This is a genomic window from Streptomyces sp. NPDC006235, assembly GCF_040613735.1.
Taxonomy (GTDB): Bacteria; Actinomycetota; Actinomycetes; order Streptomycetales; family Streptomycetaceae; genus Streptomyces.
This window is the reverse complement of record NZ_JBEXSR010000018.1, coordinates 1-25,192: the sequence shown is the minus strand read 5'-3', so window position 1 is coordinate 25,192 and position 25,192 is coordinate 1. Positions and strand designations below refer to the sequence as shown.

Below are 25,192 nucleotides of genomic sequence, written 5' to 3'. Positions count from 1 at the left end.
GGAAGTGCGTGATCATCCCCGCAGCCCGCCCGCGAAGCCGTTGATGATGCTGCGCTGCAGCAGGAAGTAGACGATCAGGACGGGCAGGATGCTGATGACGAGTGCGGCGAAGATGAGGTTCCAGTCGGTGACGTACTGGCCGACGAACCCGGCGATCGCGACCGGCATGGTCTGCCGGGCGCTGCCGCTCAGGTACAGCAGCGGAGTGAAGAAGTCGTTCCACACCGCGACCGCGTTGAGCACCAGCGCCGTCACGGTGACCGGCTTGAGCATCGGCAGCACCACGTACCGGAAGCCCTGCAGAGGTGTGCAGCCGTCGATCAGGGCGGCGTCCTCGAAGTCGCGGGGCAGGGCGCGCAGGAAGCCGGTGTAGAGGAAGACGGTGAACGGCACTTGGAGGCCGGAGTAGAAGAGGACCAGTGCCCATGGGGTGCCGAGCAGGCCCATGTCGCGCATGGTCTGGTAAAGCGGCAGCGAGGCGAGCTGGAAGGGCAGCACGAGACCGAGGAGGATCAGCAGGTACGTTCCCCGGGACCAGCGGGCCGCGACGCGGGCCAGCGGATACGCGGCGAGGGACGAGACGGCCAGCACGACGGCGACGCTGCACGCCGTCACCAGCACGCTGTTGGCGAGGGCTCCGCCGAGCGCGCCCTGCTGCCAGGCCTGCGTGAAGTTGTCCAGGGTCGGCGAAGCCGTCGGCGCGATGGGTGACGAGGTGTCCGAGGCCGGCCGTACGGCGAGGTTGACCAGGACGTACACCGGGAAGCCGACGAACAGGGCGGCGGCGATCATCGCCAGTTCCAGGGCGAGTGTGCGGGGGCGATAGCGGTTCATGACATGGCCCTCTCGTTGCGGGACAGCACGAGGTACTGCCCGGTGGAAACGACCGCGACGATGATCGTCAGCACCACCGCGAGAGCGATGCTGTAGCCGAACTCGCCCAAGGTGAAGGCGTCCTTGTAGATCAGCGTGGAAATGGTGTCGGTAGCGTGCCCCGGTCCGCCGCCGGTCAGCGCGTAGACCTGGTCGAACAGCTTGATCCCCCCGATGATCGACAGCATCAGGTTGATGGTGAGCGCCGGAGCCAGCAGCGGCCGGGTCACCGACCAGAAACGCCGTACGGGGCCGGCGCCGTCGATCGCCGCCGCTTCGTGGATCTCCTTGGGCACCGACTGGAGTCCGGCCAGGAAGATGACCATGGAGTAACCCGCGAACTGCCACACGATGACCGCGACCACGGCCCACAGCGCGAGCCTCGGGCTGCCCAGCCAGTCCTGCCGCCAGCCGTCCAGCCCCACGGCACCCAGCAGGCTGTTGACCGCGCCCTGCGGGCCGAGCAGGTTACGCCACAGGTACGCGGTCACGATCGGGGTGATCACGGCCGGCGCGAACAGGAACACCCTGAGCACGTTCCGGGACTTGATGGCCGTGTTGACCCCGAGGGCCAGTAGCAGTCCCAGCGCGTTCTGGACGACCGTGATCGACACGGCGATCAGCAGGGTGTGCCAGACGGCCTGCACGGCGTCGGCGTCGTTGACCATGGCGGCGAAGTTGTCCAGACCGACGAAGGAGAAGTCGGGGTCCAGGCCGTCCCAGTCGGTGAAGGCGTAGTACACACCGCGAGCACTCGGCACCAGGACGACGAAGGCGAACAGCAGCAGCGCGGGAGCGGCGAACCACCAGGGCGGCCTGGCGCTGGGGCTGCGCGGCACCCTGACCACCTGCGCCGTGCGGGGCATGCGGTCGTGGTCCGGCAGGTGCTCGTGCGGGGCGAGGGTCACAGGCGGACCTCTTCCTTGAAACGTTTCAAACAGTGGCGCGATCAGGGTTTCGGTCGACTCGGCGCCGTGCGGCCGCCGGCCGGTCCGCGTCTGGATGGATGTGGTGGGGTGCCGGGGTCGAACGCCCTGGAACCAGCTCGTGGGTAACGTTTCCCGAAGGGTGCTGCCAGACCCTAGAGAGCGTCCCGCACGACGTCAAGATGCTGCGCACGCTGCGCAGCTGTTCCGTAGGACCAGTGCTCGATCCGCGACGACGGAACGGGAAGAGCACGCGGCTGCCTTACCTGGCCGTGGCTCGATCCGTACACTCTCCGGCAACGTTCCCCATTCACCGGAGGGCACTGGCATGGAACCGCCGGCACCGCCCCGCCGCGTCACGATCGTCGACGTCGCGCGTCACGCCCAGGTGTCCACGACGGCGGTCTCCAAGGTGCTGCGCAACGCCTACGGAGCCAGCCCCGAGATGCGTGCGAAGGTGCGCCGGGCGATCGACGAGCTGGGCTACCGGCCGCTCGCGGCCGCTCGCGGCCTACGCGGCCAGACGTACACCATCGGCGTGATGCTGCCCGACATCCGCAACCCCTTCTTCCCCGAGATCCTCGACGGGATCACCGGCCGGCTCGCGGACACCGACTACCAGGTCTTCCTGGGGCCCGGCGGCTGCAACGACGAGCAGGCGGAGGCACGCGTCACGGAAGCCATGATCGACCGTGGGATGGACGGCATCATCCTGATCGCCCCCGTGTCGTCGCGTGCCCGGCTCGAGCACATCGCCTCCGCCGTACCGACCGTGGTCGTCGGCCGCCACGGGCACTCCCCGGTGTACGACACCGTGACGGACGACGACGTGGCGGGCGCGTCCATGCTCGTAGGTCACCTCGTCGACCTCGGTCATCGCCGGATCGCCCACATCGAGCACCACGAGACCGACCCGACCCGTAGCGAGGAGATGCCCAACGCCCAGCGCGCGGACGGTTATCGGCGCGCCATGCGAGCCCTCGGTCTCGCGGAGGAGATCGATGTCGTCTCCACCAGCTACACCCAACAGGGCGGTTACGAGGGCGCCAGGCAGCTGCTCGCGCGGCCTCTGCGGCCCACGGCCGTCTTCGCCGGTGCGGACATCGTCGCCATGGGGGTGCTGGAGGCCTTCGCCGAAGCGGGGTTGTCGGTGCCGGGCGACGTATCGGTGGCCGGTTACGACAACACGACCTTCGCCTCCTTCGGCCCGATCTCCCTCACGAGCGTCGACCAGGCGGGCCGCGAGATCGGCGGGAACGCCGCGCGCCTCCTCCTGGAGCGGATCGCCGACCGCGGGAAATCATCGGTACAGGTCAAGCTCTCTCCCTCTCTCGTGCCGCGACGGACCACCGCTCCGCCTCCGGTGTAGGCCCGCGACGCCAAGGAGCCCTCAGCCGGTCTGTGCGGTTTCTCCCAGGATCCGGCGCAGCCAGCGCAGCGCGGCCGCGCGGGGGCCGCTTCGGGTACCAGGCTGTCGAACCCGCGGAATCCGCCCGGCCACACATGCGACTCGGCGATGCCACGCGCCTGTCAGATGCGGCTCGCGCAGGTGACGTCCTCGTCGCGGAAGGTCTCCGCCGAGCCCACGTCGATGAACGCCGGGGGAAGTCCGGACAGGTCGTCCGCGCGAGCGGGCGCGGCGTAGGGCGAGACGTCTGCCGCGCCACGCGCTTCGCCCAGCAGCGCGCTCCACCCGGTCTCGTGGGACGTGCGGTCGAACACGCCCAGGCCCGCCATCTGGTAGGCGGACGGGGTGTCGTTCCGGTCGTCGGGCATCGGGCACATCGGCATCCGGCCGATCGCGCGCGGGCCGCCCCGGTCGCGGGCCGGCAGCGCCGCCGCGGCGGCGAGCCCCCGCCCGCGCTACCGCCCGCGCTACCGCCCGCGAGGATGAGGCGATCGGGGTCGTCGCCGAACTCCTTCGCGTGCTCGGCCGTCCACAGCAGGCCCGCGTAGCAGTCCTCCACCGGAGCCGGGTGCGGATGCTCGGGAGCGAGCCGGTACTCGACGGACGCCACGACCAGGGCCCACTCCTCGGCCCAGTCGAGGGGAACCCCCAGCCGGTGGGTGCCGGTCACCATGCCGCCGCCGTGGATGCCGCAGACGACCGGGCATGGCTCGGTCACCCCGGCGGGCCGGCAGATCAGCAGGGCGACGTCCGGCGCGCCCGGCGCCCCCGGGACCGCCCGCTCCTCGGCCTCGAAGAGACCGTCACCCGCCAGTTCTCGAGGTGGGCGAAGCCGTGCGGCCTTGTAACCAGTGACCACGGCCGGGTCGGCGCCGGAGGCGCTGTCGTCGAGGCCGACGACTTCGGTGAATTCGGCGAACCCCTGCACAGTGAGGGTCGACTTGGCGCCCGGTAACGACGCCGGCGAGCGCGGGGGCCGCGTACGCGAGGCGATCCAGGGCAGCTGCCCACGGTGCGATTCGGACCGGTCGGCGACTTGGACGACCTCGTGCTCGGCGTAAAGCGCTGTTGCTTGCGGTAGCCGCCGAAGCGTCCGAGAACCTGAATGGACGGTCGTTTCGTCTCGCTGATCGTGAAAGGGATGGCAGACCTCGACGAGGCAGAACTCGTGCGTCGCGTCGCCGGTGGTGACCGGGCAGCGTTCGACGAGTTGTACCGGCGCACTTCGCCCTGGTTGGCGGTGCGGCTCCGCCGCCGCTGCGCCGACGACGACGTCGTCGCCGACGTGCTCCAGGAGACCTACCTGGCGGTCTGGCGTGCGGCCGGCAGCTATGCGGGCTCCGTGACCGAGGGCAGTGCGGTCGGCTGGCTCTGGACGATCGCCGCGAACCGTCTCGTCGACGCGTTCCGCCGACGCGCCCGGCAGGAGCGGGTGCCGACGGTTGCCCTGCTCGACACGACCGCGCCGGCCGCCGAGGACGAGGTGATGGCGAACCGCGTCGACCAGAACTTCGAACAGGCGCTGCTGCGGCTGCCACCGGAGTTGCGGCAGGTGCTGCAGGCGACGGTGCTCGATGACCTGTCGGTCCGTCAGACGGCGGTGCTGCTCGGTATGCCGGAGGGCACGGTGAAAACCCGCGCGCGGCGGGCTCGGATCGCGTTGCGGAAGGCGCTCTCATGACTCATCCCACCACCGCGATCCTGGCCGGCTACGCGAACGGCGGGCACGGACTCGACGACGCCGCGCTCTGGTCGATCGAGGTCCATCTCGACGCGTGCGCCCACTGCCGTGAGTCACTGGCCGCCAAGGCCACCCCTGCCACGACGGATCTGCTCGACCGTGTCGCCGTCTCGCTCGGCCAGGCGATCGAAGCGAGCCCGTCGCCGACCCGTCAACGCACACCAGCAGCGGCCGTGCACCGACGCTGGCTCGCGTGGACGCTGCTGCCCTGGCTCGCGGTGACCGTCGCGGTGCTGGGTTGTGGCGTACTCCTGGACTCCGCCGAGCCGAGCCTGCCGTCGCTCGTGCTGCTGCTGGCCCCGGTGGCTCCGCTGCCCGGCGTCGCGGTGGCCTGGAGCCGGCGGATCGACCCCGCGTGGGAACTGATCGCCACCACACCGGCAGCCGGCCTGGCCATGGTGCTGCGGCGGACGCTCGCGGTGCTCGTCGTCGTGGTTCCGGCATTGCTGGTGGCGGGTGTGAGCACCGGAACCTCGCTGGCCCTCACCCTGCTGCCGTGCCTGGCGTTCACGGGGGCCACCCTCGTGCTCGGCGCCCTCATCGGCGTACGGCGCGCGGCGATCGGACTCGCGGTGGTCTGGTCCGCGGCAGTCCTGCTGCCGAGTGTGGCGGCCCAGTCCCTGTCCCCGGTACTGCAGCCGGGCAGCACCGCCGGCTGGGTGGTGGCCACCGTGGCCCTTGCAGCGATCACACCGCTCGCCGCCACGCACTTCCGCCGCCTGACCAGTGGCAACTGACCCCCATCAACAGGATCTACAGGATCAACAGGAGAGACCCATGCGAGCGGTGCGTGCTGCCGAAACGGCTCCCACCCTTCATCCCTGGCTCGTCCACGCGAAAGAACTGCGTGTCCGGGCCGACCGGCACCTGGCCGTCGACGGACTCGACTTGACGCTGACTCCCGGCGTGCACGGTGTGCTCGGCCCGAACGGCGCCGGCAAGACCACGCTGATGCGCGCGCTGTCCACCGTCGTCAAGCCCGCCGGCGGCTCATTGACGCTGCTCGGCGCGGAGGTGGACGGCCGTGCCGACCTGCGCGAGGTGCGTCGCAAACTGGGGTATCTGCCGCAGCAGTTCGGCTTCTACCCGCGGTTCACCGTCCGCGAGTTCGTCGCGTACGTGGCCTGGCTCAAGGAAATGCCCAAAGCGGCGATACCCGACGCCGTACAACGCGCGATCGATCGGGTGGGTCTCACCACCAAGGCCGACGCCAAGATGAAGACGCTGTCCGGCGGCATGCTGCGCCGGGCCGGCATCGCCCAGGCCATCGTGAACGACCCCGAACTGCTCCTGCTCGACGAGCCCACCGTCGGACTCGACCCCGAACAACGTCTCGACTTCCGCGACCTGCTGCGTGACCTCGGCGCCGACAGCTGTGTCCTGGTCTCCACCCACCTCGTCGAGGACGTCGTCGCTGCCTGCACCGACGTCATCCTCATGAACGAAGGCCGACTCCTCTTCCAGGGCACCCCCGACGACCTGATCGCCCGCGGTGGGCGGGGCGACGCGGGCGACAGCCCCGCGGAGCGCGGCTACTCCGCACTCCTGCGCGAGCACCGGAGCAACGCATGAACCGCATCCTCGGCATCGAACTGCGGCGCTCGGCCGCCCTCGGCGCCGCGCTTCTGATCGCCGTCGCCGGCGCGATCGTCCTCCACGCCACCGCGGGGCGATGGTCCACGGGGTGGATGGCGCTGGCCATGACGCAGCGCGAATACCTCGCGGTTCTCTCGCCCCTTGCGATGGCCGCCGGCGCCTGGCAGTCCTACCGCGAGCACCGGGCGAACGTCGCCGAACTGCTCGCCGCCGTGCCCCGCCCGAGACCGCAGCGCGTGGTGCCGATCCTGGCCACGACGGCCCTGGCGGTGCTCGTCGCCTACCTGGTGACGCTCCTCGCGGCGGCACCACGGATCGCCGACACGGCGCGCTACCTGCCGCCGGCCGCGTTTTTCGTCGTGGCCGTCGGGCTGGTCGCGATGATCGCCTCGGTCTGGCTCGGGTTGGCCGTCGGACGCCTGGTGCCGGCGCTCGCCACCGCACCCGCGCTGGCCGTGATCGGCTTCGCGCTACTGATCATCGGGCCCCACGCCCTTCCGGACGGCGGATTCACGGCGGCGTTCTCCCCGGCCATGGGGATGAGCATGTTCAGCGACTACGACACCGTCGACGGCGGAGTCAGCGCCGCCCAGGCGCTCTGGATGGCCGCGGTTGCGGTGGCCGGCGTCGTGCTCTTCGTCGTCCAGAACCGTAAGTTCGCGTTCGCCGCGCTGCTGCCGCTGGCCATCGGGGCCACGGCCACGGCCCTGGTCGTGCCGACCGGCGATGCCTACGACCAAGGGACGCTCGATCCGGTCGCCCAGGAACTGGTGTGCACCGACGACACCCCACGGGTCTGCGTCAGCCGGGCGCACGAAGGGTTGCTGCCCGAGGTAACCCCCAAGGCCCGGCACGCATTGGAGCTCCTGACGAAAACATCAATCGTCGAGGCACACGAGGACACCTCCACGTTCTCTCCTCCTACGTCACCGAGGTCGCGGGCCGACACCGCGCTGATGAGTATCACGGTCGACAAGCACGGTCACCTCGCCCACCCGGGACGGCTCGAACCGACGCTGCTCACCGGAGCGTTCACCGGCCCTCTCAGCTGCGGAGACAACCGGAACTTCACCGTCGCCACCGCAGCGGCCCACTGGCTGCTCGACCGGGAGCCGACCGCCGGTCCCGAGGGCCTCGAATTCGATGACCCGGACGCCGTCAAGCTCTGGAAGGGACTGCAGGCACTGCCGCGAGCCGAGGCCGAAGCCCGGGTCATCGCCGTCTATCAGGCCGCCCAGAAGTGCCAGGACACCACCGACCTCCTGAGCCGAGGCGCCCGATGACAGGACTGACGCTCTACGTCCGCTCGCGCCAGGTGCCGGCTGCGCTCGGCGCGGCCGTCGCGTGCACTGCCCTCGCGTGGCTGCTGGCGACGGCCTTCAGCGTCAGGGGCGAGGTGAGCAGCACCGTACTCGCCCTGACGGTCCTGCTCCTGGTAGCCGTCGCCACCACCACGCTCTCGGGCCCCGACGACACCCTGGACCGCACGGCGGCGAGGCCGTGGGGGTGGCTGCGGATGTCCCACCTGGCCGCGGCCCTGGGATGCGTGCTCATGCTGCTGCCGGCCACCCTGCTCACCGGCACGCGGTTCGGGCCGTTCGGATGTGTCGTCCGCGACGCGGCCGGCCTGCTGGGCCTGACCGCCCTGGGGACGGCCACGGTCGGCACCGCTCGCTCGTGGTTCCTGCCTCTCGGGTGGACGCTCGGCGCGGCGGCGTTCCCGGGCACGGGCACCGCGGGGGAGGCGCTGACCTGGCAGACACAGGCCTCCGACAGCCGACCCGCGGCCGTGGTCGCAGCGGTACTCACCGCCGCCGGAACCGCCGCCTACGTCGGCCGAGGTCCACGTACTACGGCCGGGGATCTGTAACGGAGCCTGCGTGGTGTCGTTGACCGGGCGGGATGCTGAGACGCGTGCATCGTGAACCGCGGGTCATGGTCCTGCGTGTGCGGGGCGCTTCGGGCACTCGCGCCGGTCGGCGGTCGGGACGCCTCGGTGCGCGGCAAACTGGAGCCGCTGCGGGCGAAGATTATTGCCGAGGTCAGCAGCGCCCGGACAGCCACCGGCACGAACGAACTGTCCTGCCGGGAACGTACTGGCTTCTCTGGGCACCGCGCTGACCTGCGCAGTAGGCGCCTCGCACAGGGCCGCGTGCACATCGCGTGCACCCTTTCGAGGCGAACGCAAAGCGCTGCGCGTGCACAATGAGTCCGAAGCGGTAGCGGACCAGGTCGATGCTGCGTCGGTGCTCGCGTACCGCGTGAGCGTCGAAGCGGGTTGAAATCGCCGGCAACACAGATCAGCCGGGGTGCGCTCCACAGAACCTGGGACGCGTTCACGGACCAGACTCCGGAAGGCGTCCTGTGAGCCATCAGCCAGGACATCTGATAGAGAATCTGGTTGATCACTCCGGCGTCGGTGCCGCGCTTGTACTCGACGACCACCGGCGCCCGTTCTCGTCGATCCCCAGCGAGTCGATCCGCCCGCCGTCGGCACAGTCGATGACGTACTCGCTCGCCAGAAATCGCACCCCCAGCATCGCCTCCATGTGGGCCTCGATGAGGCCCTGCACATCCGCCTCGACCTCAGCCAGACGCGGCGCGGCCTCGATCACGCCGCTGGCCGTCGAGTGGAACAGTTTCAGGCCCGACACCTTCCCCTCTTCGACTCGAAGATCGATAACGTCAATGGAGGACAAGATTGTTTCCGGAGACCCTGCAGGGGAGGCAGCCGGAGGGCGTAGCCGTCAGTCGGGAAGCAGCAGCCGGCACGTCTCTCCCGGCTGGACGCTGACCGCGCGATCGGGCAGTTGGATGTCGATCGGCAGGAGATCGGACGGCGGTACGGCGATCTCCAGCCGACCACTGGTCAGCCGCAGCCGTATGCCCCAATGGCCCTGGTACTGGATGGAGAAGCCGTACGACGACAGCTCCGGCAGCGGCACCGGGTTCAGCCACAGCGCCCCGGCGCGGGTCTCCAGGCCTGTCAGTCCGCGTTGCACAAGGTCGAGGGTGCCGGACATGGCGCCGAGGTGGATGCCCTCACCGGTGGTGCCGCCCTGGACATCAGCGATGTCGCCACGCAACGCCTCCTGGCAGAACTTCCACGCCTCAGCGCGCCTGGCCCGGGACAGAATCCAGCCGTGGACCAGGCCGCTGAGGGTGGAGCCGTGGCTGGTACGGGCCAGGTAGTAGTCGACGGTGCGCAGCCATGTCTCCTCATCCAGCCGGTGACCCAACCGGCTGAACAGGCCCTGGAGTTCGGAGGGGGAGAAGAGATAGCCGAGCATCAGCACGTCGGCCTGTTTGGACGCCTTGTAGCGATTGACGGTGTCGCCCTCCGCCTCCAGGATCCGGTCCAGCCGCCGGATGTCGCCGTACCGCTTGCGGTAGTCGTCCCAGTCCAGTTCGGCGAGATCGTCGTACCCATGGAATTGGCTGATGAGGCCGTCGTGGAAGGGCACGTAGAGGGTGCGGGAGATGTGGTCCCACTGTTCGAGCTCGCCGTCGTCCAGGCCGGTGCGTTCGGCGAGTTCGCGGCGGCGGGGGTCAGGCAGGGTGCGCAGCACCTCCAGGGTGCGGGTGAGCACCCAGGCGGCCGTGACGTTGGTGTACGCGTTGTCGTCCAGGCCGGGCCGCTCGGAGCCGGGGTAGGCCTCGTGGTACTCGTCGGGCCCGACCACGCCCCGGATGCGGTGCCGTCCCAGGTTCTCGTCCCAGGTGGCTGAGTCGGCCCAGAAGCGGGCGATCTGCAGCAGCATTTCGGCACCCTTGGTGTGCAGGAACTCGGCGTCCCCGCTGGACTCGTAGTACTGCCACACGTTGTACGCGATGGCCGACCCGACGTGATGCTGGAGATGGGAATGGTCGGGCAGCCAGCGACCCGAGCGCGGGTTGAGGTGCAGCCGCTGCGTCTCCTCACGTCCGTCGCTGCCGCTCTGCCACGGATACAGCGCGCCGCGGCGACCGATCGCGCGTGCCGAGGCGCGGGCGCGGTCCAGGCGCCGGTGCCGGTAGTGCAGCAGGGCGCGGGACACCTCGGGGAAATGCAGGTTGAGATACGGCAGCACGAAGAGTTCGTCCCAGAAGACGTGCCCCCGATAGGCCTCTCCGTGCAATCCGCGGGCAGGCACACCCACGTCCAGGTCAGCCGTGTGCGGGGCGAGAGTCTGCAGCACGTGAAAAAGGTGCAGGCGCAGGATGCGGCCGGCTTCCCCGGGCACGTCGAGCTCGGCACGGCGCCACAGCTGGCCCCAGGCGGTGAGGTGCGGGGCGAGCAGGTCGTCGAACCCGGGAGCCGCGTCGAGCCGGTCGATGGCGGCCTGCAGCGGGTCGCTGATCGCCGGGTCCCGGGAGGTGTGCAGGGCGATGGTCTTGTCGACAGTGGCTGTACGGCCGGGGGCCAGGGACAGGACGAGGCGCTGGACGGCGCGCGGGGGTTCGTGCACATCCGTGACCGGCGCCGGAGCCGTGAGCCGTGCGGCCATTCCGATGCGGATGTCCGAGGTGCGGGTGCGGCAGCGCAGCCACACCGTGCCGGGCACGGCGGTGCCAGTGTGCACGTGAGTCAGATGGCGACCGTCCAGGTCGCGGTAGCGAGCCACCCCGGCATTGATGACACCACCATCGAGCGCGGCCTCGACCTCCAGATCACCGTGGAAGTCCTCGGCGGTGAACTCGGTGCGCAGGGCCGCCAGGTGCGGGTCGGCCATGTGCACCAGTCGCTGCTGCCGCACGGACAGCACGCGCCCCTCGCCGAGCGCGTACCGGGTGCGGCGCTCCAGCAGTCCGGAGTCCAGCTGGAGGACCTGACGGTGGTCGAGCACGGTAGCCGTCTCCGGCGTCAGCCACCGCCCGCCCGCCAGGCGGAAGCGCAGTGGCAGCCAGTTGGGGAGGTTGACCATGTCCTCGTTCTCGACTCGGCGGCCCGCGACCTCGGAGGTGAGCCGGTTGTAGCAGCCGGCCACATACGTGCCCGGATAGTGCAGGTCATCGGCGTCACACTCGGGCAGCGCCCCCCGTGTGGCGAGGTAGCCGTTGCCCAGGGTGCACAGCGACTCCCTGAGGCGTTCGTCGGCGGGCTCGTAGCCGTCGTACTCCCAGGTCCAGGACGTCACCGCCGTACTCCCTCTTCGAGCAGCTCTGCCAGGTCACGTACGACGATGTCGGCGCCGTGCCGCCGCAACCGCGCCCCGGTGTCCGCACCGGCGGCCCGGTCCACGCCGACCACCAGGGTGAACCCGCCGCGCCGGCCCGCCTCCACGCCGGCCAGGGCGTCCTCGACGACGGCAGCCCGGTCAGCGGGTACGCCTAGCCGGCGGACGGCCTCCAGGAACAGGTCAGGGGCCGGCTTGCCCGCGAGGCCCAGCCGGGCCGCCTCACCCCCGTCCACCAGGACGTCGAAGAAGTCCAGCACGCCTGCCCGGGTGAGCAGGTCGCGGGCGTGCCGGGACGCGGAGGCCGCGGCGAGGGGCACTCCGGCCCGGCGCAGGGCCCGCACGAGCCGTACGGTCCCGGGGTATGCGTCGACGCCGTGTTCGCGCACTCGCTCGGTGAACAGGCGCTCCTTGTGTTCCGCCACGGCGCGGACGGTCGCGGCCGTTGGATCGAGGCCGCGTGACGTGAGGAAGGAGGCCGCGCCGTCGAGCCGTGACCTGCCGTCCACGTACTGGAGGTAGTCGTCGCGCGGGTCGAAGGGGCGCCGCTGTCCGGGGTCCTCGGGCGCCTGGTCTGCCAGATGAGCATCGAAGGCGCTCTTCCACGCGGCCGCGTGGACCCGGGCGGAGTCGATGATGACGCCGTCGGTGTCGAACACGACCGCCCTGACGTCCCGCAGCACAGGTGCTACCACGTCCGGGGACCGAACAGTCATCACTGCTCTCCTCACGAGTGGGCCCAAGGACAAGGATTAGACGAGCTGCGGAACGACCGCCACCGGGCAGTACGCGTGGTGCAGCAGGGTATGGCTCACCCGGCCGAGTTGCAGGCCGAAGTGGCCATGCCTGCGACGCGCCCCGATGATCACGAGGTCGGCCGCGGCCGAGCGCTGTACCAGCACCTTGCGGGCCGGGCCCTCCGTGGCCGTACGGCTCACCCGCACATCCGGGTGATCGGCGACCGCGTCGCGCAGCAGCTCGTCCAGCTGGGTGCGGGCCTGCTCCTCGTGGTACTGGGCCGGTGCCTCGGCAGGCGCGGCCGTGTCGGCGGTCTCACGTGCGGGGCAACGCCATGCCCGTACCACGTCGAGCGTGCACCTGCGGACCTCCGCCTCGCGGACGGCGAACCGCGCCGCGATCCCGCTGCTGGTTGGGTCCCCGGCGCCCAGGAGGATCCGCTCATGACCGCCGGACACGCCGGCCTCGTCGCCGCGTACCACGATCACCGGGCAGTACGCCCGTGCGGCAACGGCCAGGCCGACGGAGCCGAGCAGCAGTCCCTTCAGCTCGCTACGGCCCCGCGACCCCGTGACCAGGGCGGTGGCGTTGTTCCCCTCGTGCAGGAGCGCGTCCACCGCGTCAGCCGGGAGGACATCAGTAGTCACCTTCGCATCAGGGTTGCGCCGCATGGCGCGCTCCGTCGCGGAGGCGACAATGTGGTCGGCCATCACCTGCTCCGACGGGCGTTCCAGAGTGACCGACGGTGTGATGCCCTCGTAGCGTTCCCAGAGGGAGGCGTAGACCAGCCGCAGCGGAAGCCCGTGCCGGGCGGCTTCGTCCACCGCCCAGTCGACCGCCATCAGGCTGCCGTCCGATCCATCGACGCCCACGACCAGGGGGAGTTCCAGCGTCATCGTTCCCACCGCCTCGTACACGAGCAGCCTTCACATCCACTCTCAGCGTCCCACCGGTGGCAGCCTGGGTAGGAGGGGCTGTCCGGCCCCGACCGGGACCGTTCGGCCTATGTCCCTGCCCATCCGGAGCGCCCCACAATGATCTGGTAGCCCGAAGTAGGGGGCGAGAAGATGTCCATCGCCTCCCGGATCGTCGTCATCGGGGTCGGGAACGAGCTCCGTCACGACGACGGCGTGGGCTGGGCCGTGAGTGCGCGCCTCGAAGAGCGCACGGCCGACCGACCGCTGCCACCCGGCCCCGTTCTGGAGACTTTCGTCGGCGACCCGGGAAGGCTGCTGGGCCTGTGGGAGAACGCTGAGCTCGCGGTCCAGGCAGGCGGGTGCCCGTCCGCGCCGAACAGTTCGCCGAGGAAGGACGAGGACGATGAACCTGCCGATCGTCGTCGGCGTGGACGGCTCCGAAGCCAGCCTGCGGGCCGCGGACTGGGCGGCCGACGAGGCCGCCCTGCGCGGCGTGCCGCTACGTCTGGTGCACGCCTCGCTCTGGGAACGCTACGAACGTGCCGTCTTCCCCGCAGCACAGGAGAGGTGGGAGCAGCTGCTCACCGACGTCCTCGTACTCGCCGCAGCCGATCGCGCCCGGCAGCGCGTCCCAGACATGAAGATCGACACCCAGGTCGTGCCCGAGGGGCCGGTGCCCGTTCTCATCCATGAGGCACATCGTGCGTCCGTGCTGATCCTGGGATCGCAGGACCGCGGCGGCGTCGCCGAGCTGCTGCAGGGCTCGGTCACCCTGACCGTGGCCGGCCTCGCCGACTGTCCGGTGATCGTGGTCCGCGGCGGACACGAGGGCGGGGACAGGTCCGGCGCGCATGGCCGTGTCGCGCTCGGCGTCGGCGAGGAGGCAGCAAGCGCGAACGTCATCCGATTCGCCCTTGAGGAAGCGGAGCGGCGCGGCGCCGTACTCGAGGCCGTGCGCGCTTGGCGGCGCCCGGCGCACGAGACCACGGACCACCCATGGTTCGTCGGAGAACCGGCACACGTACGTGAGGAGCGGGCGGTGCAGGCCCTGGAAGCCGCGCTCCGTGAAGCCCCGGCGGGTGTGCGGCTGTACAGGCGTGCCGTGGAGGGTCCCGCCCGTCAGGTGCTCCTGGACACCTCTCATGACGCCGACCTGCTGGTCCTGGGTGCGCGGCGCCGCCCTGGGCACTTCGGTTTGCACCTCGGCCGGGTCACCCACGCGGCGCTGACCCATTCCGCCTGTCCGGTCGCCGTTGTGCCTGAACAGCCGCGGCACCCGTAGTTCCCTTCCTGTCCAAAGGGGCTCGTGACGAGCGCGAGGGATGCGTGCCAGGGTCGCGTCCTTCCGAAGTTGCGCCGATGATGGATGTGTGGCTCGTCGAGGTCCTCATGCCCGCGATGCGGGGCGCGCGGCCCAACGGCCAGGGAGGTCGGGGACGCGCGTAGTCCTCGCTGTTCTGGGTCTCTCGGTGGCTGCATACGCATCCCTTGTGCGGCCACGGCTTCTCCGTTGGGGGGCCACGGATGAGGAAGTGCGACGACCTTTCCCGGGTGCTGACCTCATTCCTGGCGGCAAACGGACGGCAACGATGGCAGTGACAATCGAAGCACCGCCATCGCAGGTCTGGCCATGGCTCGTCCAGATGGGGTGCGATCGTGCCGGCTGGTACAGCTGGGACCGCCTTGACAACGGCGGCGTCGCAAGCGCCAGGCGCATCCATCCGGAGTGGCAGCAGATCTCGATGGGGGACCATCTCGCTTCGACGCCGAGCGGCAGTACCTGGTTCGAGGTGACGGCCCTCGAGCCGGGACGTTTCTTCGCTCTGCGCGCACCGTTTGACTTGCGGGGTCGTCCGTTCGATACGAAAGGACCGCGCCCGCGTCTCTACACCGATTCGCTGTGGGCTTTTCTCCTCGACGAAGTCCACGGCGGGCGCAGCCGGCTCGTGGTCAGCGGATATGCGGCCGCCAAACCAGGTCTGCTCGCAGCCATCGGCAATTTCCTGCTGTGGGAACCGGCCCACTGGTTCATGCAGACGCGCCAGTTCGCGAACCTGAAGATCCGGGCGCAGGCCGGTCAAGAGTGACACCGGGCGTCAAAGAGCTATTGGGCCATCCGGTGACCGATCCGGGCCTTTCGGCCTCTACGACGGTCCAGCCCCGGCTCCTAACTTGAGAGTGGGACGACCAGGGGAGCTGCCGTACGGAGGCCGTCATGAACACCGCCTCGGCCCTTCGCTCAAGTGGAATGGGAACCCGCGCCCTCATTACGCTGTATTGGTTGCCGTTGGGTGCCGGCGGTGTGCGGTTGGTCCGATGGAACGGCCGCCTGTATGAGGCGATCGCCGCGCATCTCCAGCACCGGGAATCGCTGGACCTGTATCACTCTGCTCTGCAGGTCCGACTCGGAGCCGACTGCTACGCCATCGAGATGGCTCCCGTGTGGCGCACGGACGAACCTGATCGGGGCGTGGTCGCCGAGGGGGCTGTGGGACTGCCGCAGCTGGGCCGCTCGCGCCTGTTTCGCTATGAAGTCCGGCGTTGGCGCAACGGGAGCATCCCGGACGTCGCTGAGGCCGTGGCCAGCCCTCGGTGCCTGAGTACAGACGCTGATCAAGTTCGGCGGGTGCTGGACCTGGTTCCGTCCTTCCCAACCATGACCTGGGGACGCGATGAACTGGGCACCGGCGACATGTGGAATTCCAACTCATTGATCTCCTGGTTGCTGGCTCGCAGCGGTCATCCTGTGGGGGCGATCGAGCTCCCTCCGCGGGGCCGCGCGCCGGGATGGACGGCTGGGATGGTCATCGCCGCGCGGCAAGACAGCGCAACACAGCCGCGCGGGAACGGAGACTCAGAGACACGAGACCCAGCCCGGGTTGCGTAAGACCGAGACGGCATGTGCTTCCCGCTGGTCAACGTCCGTGAGCCGCCGCGGGCGACGAGAGACGGGCTGCCGGTTGAGTGCCCCCACTGCCAGAGGTGGAGATGGAACGCCCGCAGCAGGCCTCGTACGGAAGCGCGTGAGCCGGCGCAGCGGCCGCTGACGCATCCGGAGTCGACGGCGCCGGGCAAGGGATTCTCTCGACGGGCACGTACGGCCCGGGGACACCGTTCCGGGAGACCGTGGGGCTGGTGATTCAGCGTCTGCCCGACCGCCGCCTGCCACTACGGGCTGCCCGGGCCTCATGCCGGTCGTTCGGCCCTGACCGACCCCGGGTCCCGTCCCCCACGCTGGAGACAGAAACCAGTGGAGGGAGAGGACCATGACTGTCTCCACACGCATCGCGGTCGTCGCCGTCGGCGACCGGTACCGGCATGACGACGGCATCGGCCGGGCGGTGCTGTCCCGAATGCGGGAGCACCTGGCGGACCGCCCGCTCCCTCCGGGCACGGCCCTGGCGGAGAGCGACATCGATCCGGGGCATCTCATACGGCTGTGGGAGCATGCCGAACTCGCCGTCGTGCTGGAACCCGCCCACACCCGCCCGAGCCACCCAGGCCGCATCTACCGACTGGAGCTGAACACCGTCGAACTTTGGAGGCCCGGCACGATGCGCCCGCACGGTCTCGGCGAGGCCGTCGAGGTGGCCCGGCAGGTGAACCGCCTGCCCCGCCACCTGGTGGCGTACGCCGTCGAGACCTCGGACACCTCGTTCGGCGAGGGCTTGTCGGAGCCAGTCGCGGTGAAGGTCGACTTCCTGGCCGGGCTAGGCCGTGTATCGAAAGTATTTCCTAGAAGATCGTCAGGCTGCCCGGCTACGGTGCGGGCATGGTGAATTTCGTGCTGGTTGCCGGTGCACGGCTCGGGGCATGGGCGTGGGGCGAGGTGGTGCCGTATCTGCGTGCGGCCGGCCACGGCGTCTATCCGTTGACGCTGTCCGGTCTTGCTGACAAGCAGGGTGTACCGGCAGGGCAAGCGACTCACGTCCAGGACATCGTTGCCGAGGTAGAACGCCAGGCTCTGCGTGACGTAGTCCTGGTGGGTCATAGTTACTCGGGCATCCCGGTCGGTCAGGCCGCGGAGCGGATCGGCGACCGACTGGCCCGCGTGGTATTCGTCGACTCAAGCGTTCCCACTGACGGTGAGTCGTTTGTCTCCGCCTGGCCGGACGGCGGGGCGGCAGTGGAGGCATCGATCGCCGAGAACGGAGGGTTCTGGCCGCTCGCGCCAGCTGCTCATTACGACGGCGAAGGTCTCACCGATGAGCAGATCGCACGCCTCGTGCGTGGCTCGACGCCTCACCCGGGGGCCACGCTGACCGAGCCCGCTGTCCTGGCGGGGCCGCTCGGTGAACTTCCGGCGACATACATCCTGTGCGTGATGCCGGGAGCCGAGCCCGACGACGCCGCGCCCGACGAAGATGTGGCCGAGCTGCTGAACAGCAAGCACTGGCGGCTGGCCAAGATGGACACCGGCCATTGGCCGATGTTCTCCCAGCCGCGCGAGCTGGCGCAGATCCTCCTCAACGCTGCCGTGGAGTGAAGAGCACCTTCATGCCTGCGGGCTGGTTCTGGACGCGTTTGATGTGCGCTGGTCACAGCCATTCGCCGATGGCCGCTATGAGGACGGTCGCCTCGTAGCGGACCGCCAGCTTGTCGTATCGCGTGGCGACAGCACGGTGTCTCTTGAGGCGGTTGATCCCGCACTCGACCGCATGGCGCTCGCGGTAGTCGACCAGGTCGAAGTGCGGGGGCCGGCCGCCGGGAGAGCCGAGCTTCCGGCGGTTACGTGCCTGGTCAGCCTTGTCCGGGATGGTGCAGCGGATTCCGCGGCGGCGCAGATAGGCGCGGTTTTTACGGGAGGCGTACGCCTTGTCGGCCCGCACGCGGTCGGGGCGTACGCGTGGCCGGCCCGGTCCGATGCGGGGCACGCGGACCTTCTTCAGCACCGGTTCGAACTGCGTCGAGTCCCCGCGCTGCCCTGCCGTGACCACGATCGACATGGGCTTCTGACCCTGCTCGACGGCCAGGCGCAGCTTGGTGGTGAACCCGCCACGCGACCGTCCCAGCCCGTGATCATGGGGCTCGTTGGAGATGCCGCCCGGCGGTTCCTTCTGCAGGTCGCCCTGCTTACGGGCCCCAGCCGCATGCTGATGAGCGCGGCACACCGTGGAGTCGACGCTCAGGTCCCACGTGATCGCCCCCTTCGCGTCGGCCAGGGACTGGAGCCGGGTCAGGATCCGCTGCCAGGTCCCGCTCACCGCGCGGGCCTTCGCCGACCGGTCCCCGGGCGCGGACACGGACACGGACACGCTGGACACCAACCAGGAGTTCCTGGCCATGGGTGCCGTCAACGTCGGGGCGGGCATGGTGCACGGTTTCCCGGTCAGCAGCAGCGCCAGCCGCACCGCGCTCGCCTCCTCCTCCGGCGCCCGCAGCCAGGCGTACTCGCTCGTCGCCGCCGCGGCCGTCCTGGCGGTGCTGCTCTTCCTCAGTCCCCTGCTGTCCCGCACCCCGAAGGCCGTGCTGGGCGCCCTCGTCGTCTACGCGGCCATCCGCATGATCGACCTGGCGGGCTTCCGGCGACTGGCGTCCTTCCGCCGCCGGGAACTGCTGCTGGCACTCGGCTGCCTCGCCGGGGTCCTCGCCCTGGACATCCTGTACGGGGTACTGGTCGCCGTCGGCCTGTCCGTGGCCGAGCTGCTCGCCAGGGTCGCCCGCCCGCACGACGCCGTCCAGGGACTGGTCCCCGGAGTCGCCGGCATGCACGACATCGACGATTACCCCGAGGCCCGCACCATCCCCGGCCTGCTGATCTACCGCTACGACTCCCCGCTGTTCTTCGCCAACGCGGAGGACTTCCACCGCCGGGCCCTGACCGCGGTCGACGAACAGACCGTTCCGGTCCGATGGTTCGTCCTCAACACCGAGGCCAACGTCGAGGTGGACATCACCGCTCTGGACGCCGTCGAAGCACTCCGCCGCGAACTCACCGACCGGGGCATCGTCTTCGCCCTCGCCCGCGTCAAGCAGGACCTGCTGGACGACCTGACGGCGTACGGCCTCGCAGACACCGTCGGCCCCGAGCGGATCTTCCCCACACTGCCGACGGCCGTAGCCGCGTACCGGGAGTGGCGCCGCGACCAGTAGGCCGCCCACGCCCCCATGTTCAGCCACCCGCCGCTTGTGGAGTGCCCGCGAACGCCGTCGTCGTCGGACGCAGCCGACCGCGCCCGCCGCGGCAGCGGACAGGGCCGACAGGAGGTCGTCCCCAGCCCATCCGGCCCGGTCCCGGCGGGACCCGTGGGGCAGCTGTGCCCGAATCGATGGGGCCGTTCGGCCCTTCTTCGCCCAGCGTCGCCGAAACGCGGTTCGGTGCCTGCTACACAGAAGACGGTCGCCCTTTCCTTCCGGCGCTCATCCCACCTCACCCCGCCTGCCTGGGAGTCTTCATGCTGTCCACAGAATCCGCCGCCGTGGTACGCGCCACCCTGCCCGCCGTGGCCGGAGCCCTCGACGAGATCACCACCCGCTTCTACAGCGCCATGTTCCGCGACCGGCCGGAGCTGCTCGACGGGATGTTCAACCGTGGCAACCAGGCCAGCGGAGCCCAGCGCCGCGCCCTGGCCGGCTCGATCGCGGCCTTCGCGACGATGTTGCTGGAGCAACCGGACGTCCGGCCCGACGCCCTGCTGAGCCGTATCGCGCACAAGCATGCCGCGGTGGGGGTCACCGACGACCAGTACACGATCGTGCACAAGTACCTGTTCGGCGCGATAGCCGAGGTCCTCGGCGACGCGGTCACCCCCGAGGTGGCGGCCGCGTGGGACGAGGTGTACTGGCTGATGGCCGGCGCCCTGATCGCTCAGGAGGCCCGCCTCTACCAGGACGCGGGCGTCGAGCCCGGGCAGATCTGGCGGCAGTGGACAGTCGTTGAGCGCCGCAGCGAAACCGACGACGTGGTGTCCTTCCTGCTCCGCCCCTCCGACGGGCAGCCGGCACCGCAGGCGCGGGCGGGCCAGTACGTGAGCGTACGGGTGCTGATGGCCGACGGGGTGCACCAACTGCGCCAGTACAGCCTGTCGTCCGACCCGGGCGGGGATCTGCGGCGCATCACCGTCAAACGGGTCGCAGGCACGTCCGGCACGCCGGACGGCGAGGTCTCCAACCTGTTGCACGACCAGGTCCGCGAGGGAGACGAACTCACCCTCTCGGCTCCCTTCGGAGACGTCTTCCTCGACGACCCGGCCGACGCCACCACCCCGGTCGTCCTGGTCTCCGCGGGCATCGGCGGCACCCCCATGACCAGCATCCTGGCGCATCTCGCCGCCCTCGGCTCGACCCGGCCGGTGCTGGTGCTGCACGCCGACCGCTCCCCCGCCGACCATGCCCTGCGCACCGAGACGGGCGAGCTGGTCGGGCAACTTCCGGGTGCCCGCCCGGTCTTCTGGTACGAGCAGCCCGGCCCGGTGGAACCCGATGCGCGCGAGGGCCTGATGAACCTCGACGACATCGAACTTCCCGACGGCGCCACGGTGTTCCTGTGCGGGCCGCTGCCGTTCATGCGGGAGGTGCGCGGCCAGTTGCTGGCCGCGGGCGTCCCGGCGCGCAGCATCCGCTACGAGGTCTTCGGCCCCGACCTGTGGCTGCCCGGCCCGGCGGCCTGAACGACTGATGGGGCCGTCCGGACCCGGTGAGTGACCAACAGCCCACTGACGGCGCACGCAGGCACGGCAAACGCTGACACCGTGCGGTTCCCGCTCAACGGGCCAGAACGAGGAGTTGTGTGATGGCGAAGGCATACCTGGTGGGCAGCGGCATGGCGGCACTGGCCGCGGCCACGTTCCTGATCCGCGACGGCGGATTCGACGGAGCGGACATCCACCTCTTCGAGGAGCAGCGGAACATCGGCGGCAGCCTGGACGCGGGCGGCACGGCCGACGCCGGCTACACCATGCGCGGCGGGAGGATGTTCGAGGCCGAGTACCGCTGCACGTACGACCTGTTGTCCGGCATCCCCTCGCTCGACGACCCCTCGGTGTCCGTGACGCGGGAGATCCTCGCCGGACACGAGGACTTCGCCTGGGACGACATCGCACGGCTCGTGGACGGCGACGGAAAGATCGTCGACGTGAGCTCGATGGGTTTCTCCGAGCGCGACCGCCTGGACCTGGTCCGCTGCCTGGTGACACCCGAGGGACACCTGGACGGCAAGCGGATCACCGACTGCTTCTCCGAGCACTTCTTCACCACGAACTTCTGGTTCCTGTGGTGCACCACCTTCGCCTTCCAGCCCTGGCACAGCGCCATCGAGTTCCGCCGCCACCTCAGGCGCTTCATCCACCTCGCCCCCGAGTTCTCCACCCTGTCCGGCATCCACCACACCCGCTACAACCAGTACGACTCCGTCGTGCGCCCCCTGACCACCTGGCTCCACGAACGGGGCGTCACCGTCCACACCCACTGCCATGTCACCGACCTCGACTTCGCGCCGGGGCACCGGTCCACGACAGTCAAGCGCATCTACTTGACCCGGGAAGGCCGTGACGAACAGATCGACGTGGCCCCCGAGGACCTGGTCGTGGTGACCAACGGCTCCATGACCGACTCGACCACCCTCGGCTCCCACTTCGCTGCTCCGCCGCCCCCTCCCCGGAACTCGGACGCCTGGCTGCTCTGGCACCGGCTGGCCAGGGGCCGCGACGACTTCGGCAATCCCGACGCCTTCGACAAGCACGTCAAGGAGTCCCGCTGGGAGTCGTTCACCGTCACCACCAAGGACCCCGCCTTCCTGGACGCGCTCGCGGAGTTCAGCGGCCGGGAGACCGGCCGGGGCGGGCCGATGACGTTCACCGGCTCCAACTGGCTGCTCACCATCGTCGCGGGCCGCCAGCCCGTCTACCGCGACCAGCCCGAAGACGTCTCCGTCTGGTGGGGCTACGGCCTGCGCCCCGGCCGCGCCGGCAACCACACGCCCAAGCCGATGACGATGTGCTCCGGCCGGGAGATCCTCGAAGAGGTCCTGCACCACCTGCCCTTCGACGACGCGGTGGCGGCACGTGTACTCGAGACCTCCACCGTCGTGCCCTGCCAGATGCCGTACATCACCAGCCAGTTCCTGACCCGCCGCCGTGACGACCGTCCCGAGGTCGTACCCGAGGGCTCGGTCAACCTCGCCTTCATCGGCCAGTTCACCGAAGTGCCCGACGACGTGGTCTTCACCGTCGAGTATTCCGTACGCACCGCCTGGACAGCCGTGGCCCAGCTCCTCGGCCTCGACAGAAAACCGCCCGCGGTCTACAAGGGCCACCACGATCCCCACGTACTGGCCGCCGCTCTGGAAACCATGCACCGCCGGTGATCCGGATCGCGACCAGGGAGCCGTGGCCGCGGTGGGACTGGCCGGGCACGGCGACGGGTTGTACGCCGTCGCCGAGTGAGGCCGACCGGTACAGGCGGCGATCGTGGCGATGGAGCAGCGACTCGACGAACACACGCCCGTCGACTCCGCCCTGCATCGCGAAGTCCCGTCGGCCCACCCACGAGAAGCGGGCTGCGCTCCCCGGGCGAGTGCACAACTAGTGCACACTCGGCCGGGAACTCCTGGGGAATCCGGGGAAGTGGAGAGAGGCACTCCGAAACCACCAGCGCAATTGCCCAGGTCAGCAGCGGTGCAGGTCACGCCCAGGCAGCCACCGGCACGAACGAGCTGTCCTGCCGGAACAGGTCCGTCCCGTCGGCGCGTTCCACGCGGAGCTGGTAGGCGTAGTGGCGCAGGTAGTGCCCGGGGTAGTTGTACGACTCGAAGCGGACGGCGCCCGATGCCGTGCCGGTCCGGAGGACGAACGTGGCGTCCTTGGCGAACGTGCTCGTGCCGTCGTTCGGGTCGAAGCGGGCGCGGAAGTCCCAGTGGCGCAGGTAGTTGCCGGCCGCGTCGCGGAAGGAGTAGCCACTCGCGTCGGCCAGGCCGGCGACGACCGTGAAGGTGGCGGCCTGCTTCTCGGCGGTGGTGCTGGAGCCGCTGACCACGGGCAGGTTGAGGAGGGCGGACTGCTGCTGCCAGTAGCGGGTCGAGTAGTTGGCCGACCGGAAGGAGCGGGTGGCGTTGCGGGCGAGGCTCGGGCCGCCGGAGACCGTCTCCTTGACGACCGTGAAGTGCCGGGCCGTGCCGGAGATGCCGGGGAGCGCGGCCGGTGCCGTCCAGGTGGCGAAGGTGTCGTAGCTGTCGGAGTAGTAGTAGCTGTGGTCGCCGTAGCCGTCGAAGAAGATGCGCCAGCCGCCGTTGTCGAGCCGCACCAGGGCCGGGCCCTCACGGTAACTGCCCCAGCCCGCCCAGTCGCCCGTCCTGCGGATCGTGTACGGACCGGTGAGGTTCGAGGCGGTGGCGTACTCGATGTACTTCGTCGTCTCGTTCTTCGGGAAGGCGTGGTACGTCGAGCCGATCTTCACGATGAACGTGTCGATGTGGTTGGCGCCGATGCCCGCGAGCGCGACCGGTGCACTCCACGCCGTCAGAGAGGAGTTCGTGGCGCGCAGCAGATACGGCGTGAAGATCCACTCGTCGTTCGTGGTGGAGCAGGACACGATGACGCTGACGCTGCCGTCGCTGTCGACGAACCACTCAGGTGCCCAGGCGCGGGAGAGGTTCGCGACGGGGACGGTGTAGTCGTACAGGAACGTCCAGTTGACGCGGTCCGAGCTGCGGGCGAAGCCGATGGTCCTGCTGGTGTCCTGCCAGGTGTGCGTGGTGTAGGTGACGTAGTAGTAGCCGTCGGTGTGTCTGATGACGCTCGCGTCGCGGATCCGGTTCGCGGGTGGTGTGTACGCGGAGGAGCGCAGCAGCCGGAAGTCGGTGGCGTCGTCCGACTGGTAGACGTTGACCGTGCCGTCGTTGCTGTCGAGGAACGGCACGATCGTGTAGCGCGTGGCCGAGCCGTTCGGCGGCGCGGCGGCCAGGGCGCTGCCGAGCAGTCCTGGGGCCTCGCCCAGCAGCACCGCCGAGGCGGGCAGGACGGCCAGGGCGCGCAGGAGCGTACGCCGGGACGGGGCGGCGGGGTGTGAGGTCACGGGCGGCTCTCCCTGAGACACAGGGATCGATATACCGAACAAGGTTCGGCAACTCGATCAGGCGTGAGGGATCAGAAAGTAAGGGCGGGGCAGAGGGGCGTCAATGGTTTGAACAGGAGTGGATGAGCCCAGTGAGGTACATGTGGCCGGTGGGTGGGTTTCCACTCCTGTCGTCGGCGTTCCGCCACCGGCCATCGGACGTTACCGTTCGGTAGAGAGGTCGCTTCCGGAGGTGTCCGTATGACGCTCGACCGTCCCGCAGGCCTGGCGGAGACCGCCCGTGCGCTGGCCGCCGGGGATGTGACGTCCCGGGCGCTGGTCGAGCGGACGCTGGCGCGGATCGAGGCGACGCAGGGCAGCATCAACGCCTTCCGGATCGTCCGGGCCGAGGCGGCGCTCGCCGAGGCCGAGGCCGCCGACCGGGAGCTCGCCGCGGGTGTGCGGTTGCCGCTGCTCGGGGTGCCCGTCGCCGTGAAGGACGACATGGACGTGGCCGGGGAGCCGACCGCCTTCGGCTGCTGCGGGGAGTTCCCGCCGGTCGCCGAGGACGGCGAGGCGGTGCGGCGGCTGCGCGCGGCCGGGGCCGTGATCGTCGGCAAGACCAACACCTGCGAGTTCGGGCAGTGGCCCTTCACCGAGGGGCCGGCCTTCGGCGCCACGCGCAATCCGTGGAGCACGGCCCATACGCCGGGTGGTTCCTCGGGCGGCTCGGCCGCCGCGGTCGCCGCCGGTCTGGTGCCCGCCGCGCTCGGCTCGGACGGGGCCGGCTCGGTGCGGATCCCGGCCGCGTGGACCCATCTGGTCGGTATCAAGCCGCAGCGCGGCCG

General features: G+C 70.0%; 18 protein-coding genes and 5 pseudogenes. 14 read left to right on the top strand and 9 right to left on the bottom strand.

What is annotated here, in order from left to right; genetic code table 11:
* Positions 1-12: 12 nt before the first annotated feature.
* Both ABZ192_RS21665 and ABZ192_RS21660 read right to left on the bottom strand, forming a co-directional pair.
* Positions 13-834 carry a carbohydrate ABC transporter permease gene (locus ABZ192_RS21665; RefSeq protein WP_356926072.1) on the bottom strand — a complete coding sequence of 274 codons (822 nt, stop codon included), beginning with the start codon at positions 832-834 and terminating at the stop codon, positions 13-15.
* Complete coding sequence (locus tag ABZ192_RS21660; protein ID WP_356926071.1) at positions 831-1,781, bottom strand: sugar ABC transporter permease; 951 nt, start codon at positions 1,779-1,781, stop codon at positions 831-833. The genes ABZ192_RS21665 and ABZ192_RS21660 overlap by 4 nt, the downstream gene beginning before the upstream one ends.
* A 346-nt stretch (positions 1,782-2,127) precedes the next feature.
* On the opposite strand from ABZ192_RS21660, the gene ABZ192_RS21655 reads away from it, so the two are divergent.
* Complete coding sequence (locus ABZ192_RS21655) at positions 2,128-3,168, top strand: LacI family DNA-binding transcriptional regulator (RefSeq protein WP_356926070.1); 1,041 nt, start codon at positions 2,128-2,130, stop codon at positions 3,166-3,168.
* Positions 3,169-3,189: 21 nt separating this feature from the next.
* Here the strand turns inward: ABZ192_RS21655 and ABZ192_RS21650 are convergent.
* Positions 3,190-4,012: pseudogene (locus ABZ192_RS21650) on the bottom strand (alpha/beta hydrolase fold domain-containing protein); the annotation flags it as partial.
* 336 nt (positions 4,013-4,348) lie between these two features.
* On the opposite strand from ABZ192_RS21650, the gene ABZ192_RS21645 reads away from it, so the two are divergent.
* From ABZ192_RS21645 to ABZ192_RS21625, 5 genes are read left to right on the top strand one after another with little or no spacing between them, the layout of a single operon-like run.
* Positions 4,349-4,888, top strand: coding sequence for an RNA polymerase sigma factor (locus ABZ192_RS21645; protein WP_356926186.1), 540 nt, complete (start codon positions 4,349-4,351; stop codon positions 4,886-4,888).
* Positions 4,885-5,685, top strand: a complete 801-nt coding sequence (locus tag ABZ192_RS21640) for a hypothetical protein (RefSeq protein ID WP_356926069.1) — start codon at positions 4,885-4,887, stop codon at positions 5,683-5,685. Before ABZ192_RS21645 ends, ABZ192_RS21640 begins: the two co-directional genes overlap by 4 nt.
* A gap of 40 nt (positions 5,686-5,725) precedes the next feature.
* Positions 5,726-6,520 (top strand): ABC transporter ATP-binding protein, encoded by a 795-nt coding sequence (locus tag ABZ192_RS21635; protein WP_356926068.1) that lies wholly within the window; start codon positions 5,726-5,728, stop codon positions 6,518-6,520.
* Positions 6,517-7,827, top strand: coding sequence for a hypothetical protein (locus ABZ192_RS21630; RefSeq protein WP_356926067.1), 1,311 nt, complete (start codon positions 6,517-6,519; stop codon positions 7,825-7,827). Before ABZ192_RS21635 ends, ABZ192_RS21630 begins: the two co-directional genes overlap by 4 nt.
* Entirely contained in the window at positions 7,824-8,414 is a 591-nt protein-coding gene (locus ABZ192_RS21625) for a hypothetical protein (RefSeq protein ID WP_356926066.1), read from the top strand. The genes ABZ192_RS21630 and ABZ192_RS21625 overlap by 4 nt, the downstream gene beginning before the upstream one ends.
* Positions 8,415-8,757: 343 nt before the next feature.
* Here the strand turns inward: ABZ192_RS21625 and ABZ192_RS21620 are convergent.
* The 4 genes and pseudogenes from ABZ192_RS21620 to ABZ192_RS21605 all read right to left on the bottom strand — a co-directional run.
* Positions 8,758-9,198 (bottom strand): annotated as a pseudogene (locus ABZ192_RS21620) (transporter); the annotation flags it as partial.
* A gap of 93 nt (positions 9,199-9,291) precedes the next feature.
* The gene (locus tag ABZ192_RS21615; RefSeq protein WP_356926065.1) at positions 9,292-11,661 is read right to left on the bottom strand and encodes a glycosyl hydrolase family 65 protein; all 2,370 of its coding nucleotides are present in this window, start codon (positions 11,659-11,661) and stop codon (positions 9,292-9,294) included.
* Complete coding sequence (locus tag ABZ192_RS21610; RefSeq protein ID WP_356926064.1) at positions 11,658-12,416, bottom strand: beta-phosphoglucomutase family hydrolase; 759 nt, start codon at positions 12,414-12,416, stop codon at positions 11,658-11,660. The genes ABZ192_RS21615 and ABZ192_RS21610 overlap by 4 nt, the downstream gene beginning before the upstream one ends.
* A gap of 36 nt (positions 12,417-12,452) precedes the next feature.
* Positions 12,453-13,334 carry a universal stress protein gene (locus tag ABZ192_RS21605; RefSeq protein WP_356926063.1) on the bottom strand — a complete coding sequence of 294 codons (882 nt, stop codon included), beginning with the start codon at positions 13,332-13,334 and terminating at the stop codon, positions 12,453-12,455.
* A 424-nt stretch (positions 13,335-13,758) separates the two neighbouring features.
* Between ABZ192_RS21605 and ABZ192_RS21600 the strand changes: the two genes are divergently transcribed.
* From ABZ192_RS21600 to ABZ192_RS21585, 4 genes are all read left to right on the top strand, one after another.
* The gene (locus ABZ192_RS21600) at positions 13,759-14,637 is read left to right on the top strand and encodes a universal stress protein (RefSeq protein ID WP_356926062.1); all 879 of its coding nucleotides are present in this window, start codon (positions 13,759-13,761) and stop codon (positions 14,635-14,637) included.
* A 307-nt stretch (positions 14,638-14,944) separates the two neighbouring features.
* On the top strand, positions 14,945-15,442 hold the full coding sequence (locus tag ABZ192_RS21595) for a hypothetical protein (protein ID WP_356926061.1): 498 nt from the start codon (positions 14,945-14,947) through the stop codon (positions 15,440-15,442).
* A gap of 1,179 nt (positions 15,443-16,621) precedes the next feature.
* Complete coding sequence (locus ABZ192_RS21590) at positions 16,622-17,134, top strand: hydrogenase maturation protease (protein ID WP_356926060.1); 513 nt, start codon at positions 16,622-16,624, stop codon at positions 17,132-17,134.
* Positions 17,128-17,841, top strand: a complete 714-nt coding sequence (locus tag ABZ192_RS21585; protein WP_356926059.1) for an alpha/beta hydrolase — start codon at positions 17,128-17,130, stop codon at positions 17,839-17,841. Before ABZ192_RS21590 ends, ABZ192_RS21585 begins: the two co-directional genes overlap by 7 nt.
* A gap of 52 nt (positions 17,842-17,893) precedes the next feature.
* Here ABZ192_RS21585 and ABZ192_RS21580 read toward each other — a convergent pair.
* Positions 17,894-18,538 (bottom strand): annotated as a pseudogene (locus ABZ192_RS21580) (IS5 family transposase); the annotation flags it as partial.
* Positions 18,539-18,611: 73 nt separating this feature from the next.
* Here ABZ192_RS21580 and ABZ192_RS21575 point away from each other — a divergent pair.
* The 3 genes and pseudogenes from ABZ192_RS21575 to ABZ192_RS21565 all read left to right on the top strand — a co-directional run.
* Positions 18,612-19,448: pseudogene (locus ABZ192_RS21575) on the top strand (SulP family inorganic anion transporter); the annotation flags it as partial.
* 302 nt (positions 19,449-19,750) lie between these two features.
* Positions 19,751-20,965 carry a globin domain-containing protein gene (locus tag ABZ192_RS21570; RefSeq protein WP_356926058.1) on the top strand — a complete coding sequence of 405 codons (1,215 nt, stop codon included), beginning with the start codon at positions 19,751-19,753 and terminating at the stop codon, positions 20,963-20,965.
* A gap of 107 nt (positions 20,966-21,072) precedes the next feature.
* Positions 21,073-22,659, top strand: a pseudogene (locus ABZ192_RS21565) (oleate hydratase); the annotation flags it as partial.
* Between the two features lie 317 nt (positions 22,660-22,976).
* On the opposite strand, the gene ABZ192_RS21560 reads toward ABZ192_RS21565, so the two are convergent.
* The gene (locus ABZ192_RS21560; protein ID WP_356926057.1) at positions 22,977-24,365 is read right to left on the bottom strand and encodes a glycoside hydrolase family 43 protein; all 1,389 of its coding nucleotides are present in this window, start codon (positions 24,363-24,365) and stop codon (positions 22,977-22,979) included.
* A 240-nt stretch (positions 24,366-24,605) separates the two neighbouring features.
* Here ABZ192_RS21560 and ABZ192_RS21555 point away from each other — a divergent pair.
* Positions 24,606-25,192: amidase family protein (locus ABZ192_RS21555; protein WP_356926056.1), on the top strand; the 587-nt coding region annotated here is incomplete at its 3' end.